We start from the raw sequence: 7,200 nt of genomic DNA on the forward strand, positions 1-7,200 counted from the left end.
CGACCCCGTCATCGCTGACGACCACCTCGACGGCTTCGCCGACGCGCTGCGCTCGCACGGTCACCGTCCCCCCCTCTGGACGGGCGGTGACCCCATGTCGAATGGCATTCTCGACAAGAGGCTGAAGCGACATCGACGGGATGCGCGCCAGACGCGCCGCGTCATCGATATCGACCTGAACGCGCAGCCGCGATCCGAACCGAGCCGCCTCGATGTCGAGATAGGCGCGCAGGTACTTCAGCTCCTCATCGATGGACGTGGTGGCTGACTGCGTGGCGAGCGACTGTCGAAGAAACCGGGACAGGCTCACGATGAGGCGCTCGGCGCGAGGCGCGTCGACCATCACCAGCGACGCGATGCTGTTGAGCGCGTTGAAGAGGAAGTGCGGGCGGATCTGCGCGGTGAGGAAGCGCTGCCGCGTCTCGGCCAGCTCGACGGCCAGCCGCGCCGCGCGGGCCTGCTCGAGGCCCAGCGCCATGTGACCGGCGAGCGCGCGCACCACCGCCACCTCGTCCGGGCCGAAGCTGCGATCGGCCATCCGGGTGTCGGCATACAGCACCCCGAGCACCCGCTCCCCGAGGCGCAGCGGCGCGGCCATGACGCTGCGCAGGTCGTTGGCGGCAAGACTGTCCCACGCCGAGGTGTCATCGTCGTCGCAGACCAGTATGACCTCTCCCTCCGCGCGAGCGCGCGCAACCGCCGTTCGACTGAATGCGGCGGCCTGACCCAGATCGCGCCCTTCCGCGTCACGCCCGGCCGAGGGGGCCAGCTCGGCGCCATCCGCGAGGAAGAGAAGCGCGCGCTCCGCGCCGAGCAGCGATACCGCCTCATCGAGCATGCGGCGCAGCAGCTGCTCCGGGTCGGTAAGGGAGGTCCAGGCTGCGCTGGCGTGCAGGAGCACGTCGAGCTGCCGATGCACCCGCTCGAGGGTCGCCGGAGGCGCCGGTCCGGACAAGGCAGCGCGATCGTCGACGCCCAGTGTGCGGGAGAGCGCGCGCGCGAATCCCGCGATGCCGCAGCCCTGGGCCAGGGCAACGGCCTGCTCGGCATCGCGACGAGCGGCGGCGTGCCAGCCGCGACCCCGATACACGTGCGCGCGGACGACATGAGACTCGAGGAGGGTGAAGCGATTGTCGACCTCGTGCGACAGCTCCTCGGCACGTGACGCTCGCCTCAGCGCCACATCTGCGCGACCCTCGAGAAGGGCGAGTCGCGCGTGCAGCGCCTGACGGTGGCAGTCGAGCGATGCGACCGTCGCCACCCGGTCGACCCGGGACAGGTCGGCGCGCAGCTCGCTCACAGAGCAGCCACGTCGCACCCGTACCCAGGCCGCTACGACGGGAAGAGGTCGGAGCAAGACCGCTCCGCCCCCCACCTTCGATGACTGCCAGCGTCCCAGCAGCGCATCGACCTCGGCCTCCTGCGGCAGCGTGCGCAGCTGGCTGAGCAGCAGGCACAGCAGCGCCCAGAGACGTCGCGGCGATGGCGTGTCATCGCGATAGAGATCACCGGCCGCCTGGCTGAGCCAGGCACGGCTGTCGTCGGCCGAGCCGAGCAGCGCGCGAAGGGCCCCCGCGAGCGGCGAGAGAACCGCAGGACCCTCGCCCGGCCCCTCCACCGCACCCCGGATTCGGGCGACGCCACGTTCGGCCCACGAGAAGGCCTCGTCGAAACGACCGCGCAGCGCGAGGTTCAGCGCCAGATCGGCGGTGACAGCTTCGAACAGCCCGAGAGGCAGGTCCACTGCTTCTGCTTCGAGGAGGCGAGACGCCCCAAGAGAGGCCTGGGGCGCCCTGCCCTCCCATTCGAGGCGCTGGATGGCAGCCGCCTGCGCGACCACCGAATCGCCATCGCCGCCAAAGGTGTGGCGCACGGCCCGTTGCAGCGCTTCGGAGGCGGTCCACCAGGCGCCTCCCACCGGCTCGAGCCAGCCGGCCAGGCTCACAGCCAGGCGACCTTCTCCCGGAATGCCGCTGCCTGTCCGCGGCTCAGCGGCACCTCGTGCCGATCGTTGAGGATGAGGGTGAACGCACCGTTGAACCAAGGCGTCACCCGCGCGATGCGGGCCACGTTGACGATGTACGCGCGATGGCATCGAAAGAAGTCGGCGGGCAGAGAGACCTCGAGCCGAGCGAGGTTCATGGCGACCTGCCATTCGCGACCCCGCAGATGGGCGAACGTCTTGTCGTCCTGGGCCCGGAACCAGTCGATGTCGGTGACCGCCACCACCTCTCGAGCATCGTTGTCGACATCGCGAAGTGCGATCCGGTCGAGCACGGGCGGCGGCTGGGCGCCCAGAGCCTCACGCACGGCAGTGGTGACGACGCGGTGCCACCGATCCTCATCGCGCATCGAGTCCCGGATCCGATCGAGGGTCTTGGCAAGACGCTCGTCTTCGACCGGCTTCACCAGATAATCGAAGGCACGCAGCTCGAAGGCCTGCACCGCGTGCTCCTCATGCGCGGTGAGAAACACCACGAGTGGGGTGGGCTCGAGCTCGAGCAGCTGACGCGCTGCCTCAAGCCCATCGAGGCCTGGCATGCGGATGTCGAGGAAGACGACGTGCGGTCGCAGCGCGCGTGCCTGCTCGACGGCGCCCGCCCCATCGCTTGCCTCTCCCGTCAGCACGACGTCAGCGTGGGTCGCAAGCAGGCGGCCGAGGCGCTGACGAGCAAGCTCCTCGTCATCTGCGATGACCACCCGGATCTGTGCGACTGCCTCTGAACCCTGCGACTCCTGCATACGTGCCTCCACCCGATCTGGTTCCACGGCGCGAAGTTCCGGCCCTTCAGTGAAGACCATCGCCCCGCCTGCTGCGGGGGCTGTTGAAAACGCGCCGCCGCGCATGTAGCATGGAGAGCAGGAGAGAGCGATGCACGTGATCGCTCTGAGCCCCTCGCCTGGCACACGCTGGCGAAAGACGTGGAAAGGATCTGGCCAGCCATGCCCCATCTCTGCAGCAGGCACCCGCGTCGCCAGAAGCTCGTCTCCGCCGTGCTGGCCGTGGTGGCGATCGTGGCCGGGTGGAGCATCCCCACGTCTCACGCCCAGGGTGGCGCTGTGATCAGCTCCGAGGAGGCCGCAAACGCCGTTCTCGCGAGGGCGCGGGCCGGCATGCGCGCCGTCGGCCTCACGCTTCCCCGCGACATCCCGCTCAAGTTCCGCACCCGTGACGAGCTCAACACCGAGAACAATGCCAACGGCGGCAGAACCAACGAGCTCGACGGGTTCTACCGCCCCTACAACCCGGAGGAGATCTGGCTGGTCTCCGGACTCAGCGTGCCGCGCACGCTCGGGGTGCTCGCCCATGAGCTCACCCACGCGTGGCAGAGCGAGAACGCGCCCCAACAAGATCGAAAGCTCCAGGAAGGCTTCGCCACATGGGTGCAGTATCACGTGCTGCTGAACGAGGGGTATGCGAGCGAGGCCGCCGTGCTCACGCGCTACGGCGACGATGACTACCGCGGCGGGCTGCTCGCGCTGCTCGCCCTTGAGCGGGAGCGCCAGATGAGCGGCGTGGTCGAGTTCGCCCGCACCGCTTCTCGGCTCTGAACGCGCAGCGCGCGCGATGGCAGACATGAGGCGCCTCCTCGCGCCAGGCACGGTTCTCCACGACCGGTACACGATCATCGACGTTCTGGCCCACGGCGGAATGTCGACCGTATACCGCGCCCGCGCGCTCGACCGCCCCGAAGCCGTGCTCGCCATCAAGCAGATGCGACGCGCGGGAGACGATGCAAGCCTACGCAAGAAGGCGTCCGATCAGTTCAAGGCAGAGGTGGCGCTCCTCTCGCGGCTCGCCCACCCGAGTCTCGTCCCGCTTCTCGACACCTTCGTCCACGAATCGCACCCGTGCATGGTGATGCCCTGCGTCGAGGGGCGCGACCTCGACGCCCTGCGTCGAGAGCGGCCGTTCGAGATCCGGCTTGCCGTCGACGTGCTCGACCAGCTGAGCGCGCTGCTGACGTGGCTTCACGGTCGAACCCCACCCGTCATCTTCCGCGACCTCACCCCTCGCAACGTGCTCCTCACGCCGCAAGGAAGAATCGTCGTCGTCGACTTCGGACTGGCGCGAGATCTGCGCGAAGACGACGACACCCGCACCTGCATAAAGGGGGCGGGCACGCCTGGATTTGCCCCCATCGAACAGGTCGGTGGCGGAACCACCGACGTGCGCAGCGACCTCCACGCCCTGGGGGCCACCATATACACCCTGCTCACCGGCATCGCCCCGCCATCGGCGCCAGACCGCATGCGTGACCCGACCCTGCTGCGCACGGTGCGCTCGATGCGCCCCGAGGTCAGACCAGCGCTCGCCTTGCTCGTCGAGGACTGCTTGTCGCTGCACGCCACCCACCGCCCTCCAGACGTCGGCGCGGTTCGTGCGCGTCTTCTCGCCTGCATCGAAGAGCTGCGCCTCCCGGCATCGCAGGCGCCATCAATCCCCCCCCCTCCTCCCGATCACTGCGCCGATCCGCGCTCGTCGTGGGTGCTGACCGCCATCGAGGGCGCTGACCGTGGAGGACGCTATCGACTCACCGCATCGACCGTCACGCTGGGACGCGGAGATCCCCTGATGGCCTCCGAAGATGCACTGAAGTTCACCGAGGCGAGCGTGTCGCGCGCGCAGGCGACCCTTCACCTCGACCCCATCACAGGCCGATATCGCCTGGTGCACGAGACAGCGGCCTCCAATCCCACCCGCGTGAACGGTCGCCGCGTCGAAGCGCACACGCTCGAGCGCGGCGATCTCATCGTGATGGGCCGACTGCAGCTGCGGGTAGAGCGCGAGGAAGCGACCCGCTCCGCCCCGGCTCCCGTACGCGCGGACGACGCCACCACGGCCCTCTGAGGTTCGCCAGTGAGAGCAGTCAGAGACCGTTGAGCATCTGCTGCAGCGGCAGCAGCGCCGCAATGAGGGCCAGGAGCGCGGCGCAACCCGCGCCCAGCAGCAGCAGCGGGGTGAGGACATCCATCACGATGCCGAGGCGGGTGTTGAAATCCTCCTCCAGCAGGTCGGCCACCCGCGTCAGGGGCACGGAGTAGTCGCCTGACTCGTCTCCGAGGCGGAGCATTCCGAGAAAGAGCTCCGCTTGGGCGGGGCATTCCTCTGCGAACGCCTCCGAGAGCGACTGACCGCGCATCACCGCGGCTCTCGCGCTGACGCAGCGGGCCTTCCACGTCTCGCTGTAGCACAGCGTGCGCGCCAGATCGAGCGCAGGCAGCACATGAACCCCGCACGACAGCTGCACCGAGAGCGCGCGGCACAGCTGGATCTGCGCCGCCGACGCCATGAGCGCTCCGACGAGCGGAAGCCTGGCAAGCCAGCCCTCGAGACGCAGCACGAAAGCACCGTCCTCCAGACGCTTCAGGAACCGATGGACCACGAGCACCGCGACGATGACACCGCAGAGCACAACCGCGCTGTTGCCCGCGGCCCACACCAGAACGCCCACGCACCGCGAGATCAGGGGGAGCGTGGTGCCCCTGGGAGGGATCTGCAGAAGTCCGGGAAGCACCCAGCGAAAGAGCGCGAAGCTCATGAGTGCGGCGCACAGCATGACCAGAACGGGATATCGCAGGGCTGATGAGACGCGAAGGCGGAGCTCCTCACGGCGGGTGAGGATGTGAGACGCCTGCATGACCGGCTTCGACAGCCCGACCCTCTCGCCCACCTTGACCAGGCCGCACACCAGCGGGTCGAACGCGCCGGGATGGGCCGCGAGCGCGTCCGACAGACGTCTGCCCTGTGAGAGGCTGATTGCGACCGAGGCGATGATCTCGCGAAAGACGGCGTGGCTCTCGCCGTCCCGAAGCACGTCCATGCTTCGCACCAGAGGGACGCCGGCGTTGATGAGCACGCTGAGCTGCGCGAAGAAGATCGCGCGCGTCCGCACCGAGATTGCGGAAGACGGCAGAAGCCGCCGCCACCAGACCAGCCCGCCTTCACCTCGCATCGAGATCTCGTTCTCTCCCCCCGCATTGATTTCCTCGCATTCTTGGCGTACATTCCTGTGCTGTGACTGACCGCACAACGGGGGCCTCGTCGAGCGGATCGCTGCCCCGCCGCGTAGGACCCTATCGCATCGAGGGGCTCGTCGGCCGAGGGGGTCAGGCGCGGGTCTATCGCGCTGTCGATGCTCGCGAAGGGAAGATCGTCGCACTCAAGGTCATGAACGTGGGTGCGGCGCTCGATGTCGAGACCCGCAGACGGTTCCAGGTCGAGATGCGTGCCGCGCGCGCCGTGAAGCACGAGAATCTCGTGCACCTCGTCGACTCGGGCGAGGATCCCGACCACGGCCCCTACCTGGCGTGGGAGCTGGTCACCGGCGACAACCTGCGATCGCGAATTCTCAGCGTGCCTGGACGGCTCCCTGTCGATCGCGTGCTGCAGTTGATCGAGGGGGTTGCGCTCGGCCTCGCCGAGCTTCACCGACACGGCATCGTGCACCGTGACGTCAAGCCGGCCAACATCTTCGTCACCGAGAACGGGCAGGTGAAGCTCGGCGATTTCGGCATCGCGCGCATGGCGGGAGAGGCCACCATCACCGAGTCGGGCGTCGTGGTGGGAACCCCCGCCTACATGTCACCGGAACAGGCCGGCAGCGGTCGGCCCGTCGATGGCCGAAGCGATCTGTACGCGCTCGGCGTCATCATGTACGAGCTGCTGGGCGGGCAGCGCCCCTTCGTCGGCGAGAGCGAGATGAGCGTGCTGCACAAGCATCTGCACGCACAGCCCCCATCCCTGGCGCGACTGCGCCCCGATCTTCCCCATGCCGCTCTGTCCATCGTGGAGCGCTGCCTCGACAAGAACCCGGATCTCCGCCCCGCAGACGCCTCAGCCCTGGCCGCTGCAGTGCGCGAAGCGCGCCTCGATCAGCGGCCGCCATCGCCGCTCGATCGCGTGCGCGGGCGCTGGCGCGACCTCGCTCCGGAGGTGCGCAGGCAGCTCGTCGCCCTGCTGCTCATCGGCGTTGCGCTCGGGGCAGGGGCATGGCTGGCCCTGTCGGAGACAAGCGAGCCTCCCCCGTCGTCAGCAGCGAGCCCAACGCCTGGCGCTGCGATTTCAACGGGAGAGGTTCCGGAGGCGACGCTGCCGCTTGCGGCCACCGGCGTGCCACCCTCGTCCCCTTCCGCCGCAGGCACGAGAACGCAGATCGGCATGACCCGTCGTCCCCCCCCTGCTCGCGAGGCGCAGCC

Annotated in this window: 6 protein-coding genes and 1 pseudogene; 3 read left to right on the forward strand and 4 right to left on the reverse strand. The window is 68.7% G+C overall.

Going from position 1 to position 7,200, the window contains the following annotated elements; all coding sequences use genetic code 11:
- The 3 genes and pseudogenes from EB084_16200 to EB084_16210 all read right to left on the reverse strand — a co-directional run.
- A partial coding sequence (locus EB084_16200) for a GAF domain-containing protein (protein ID NDD29801.1) occupies positions 1–1,945 on the reverse strand: 1,945 nt, incomplete at its 3' end.
- The gene (locus EB084_16205; GenBank protein ID NDD29802.1) at positions 1,942–2,352 is read right to left on the reverse strand and encodes a LytTR family transcriptional regulator; all 411 of its coding nucleotides are present in this window, start codon (positions 2,350–2,352) and stop codon (positions 1,942–1,944) included. The genes EB084_16205 and EB084_16200, both read right to left, overlap by 4 nt.
- Before the next feature lie 18 nt (positions 2,353–2,370).
- Positions 2,371–3,309, reverse strand: a pseudogene (locus EB084_16210) (response regulator).
- On the opposite strand from EB084_16210, the gene EB084_16215 reads away from it, so the two are divergent.
- Together EB084_16215 and EB084_16220 are read left to right on the forward strand one after the other, a co-directional pair.
- Positions 2,944–3,552: a hypothetical protein gene (locus tag EB084_16215; GenBank protein NDD29803.1), complete on the forward strand. Its 609-nt coding sequence runs from the start codon at positions 2,944–2,946 to the stop codon at positions 3,550–3,552. The pseudogene EB084_16210 and the gene EB084_16215 overlap by 366 nt on opposite strands.
- Before the next feature lie 16 nt (positions 3,553–3,568).
- Positions 3,569–4,852 carry an FHA domain-containing protein gene (locus tag EB084_16220; GenBank protein ID NDD29804.1) on the forward strand — a complete coding sequence of 428 codons (1,284 nt, stop codon included), beginning with the start codon at positions 3,569–3,571 and terminating at the stop codon, positions 4,850–4,852.
- Positions 4,853–4,871: 19 nt separating this feature from the next.
- On the opposite strand, the gene EB084_16225 is transcribed toward EB084_16220, so the two are convergent.
- Positions 4,872–5,957, reverse strand: coding sequence for a type II secretion system F family protein (locus EB084_16225; protein NDD29805.1), 1,086 nt, complete (start codon positions 5,955–5,957; stop codon positions 4,872–4,874).
- Positions 5,958–6,019: 62 nt separating this feature from the next.
- On the opposite strand from EB084_16225, the gene EB084_16230 reads away from it, so the two are divergent.
- The coding region (locus EB084_16230; GenBank protein ID NDD29806.1) for a serine/threonine protein kinase at positions 6,020–7,200 on the forward strand (1,181 nt) is incomplete at its 3' end.

This window comes from Pseudomonadota bacterium, assembly GCA_010028905.1.
GTDB lineage: Bacteria > Vulcanimicrobiota > Xenobia > RGZZ01 > RGZZ01 > RGZZ01.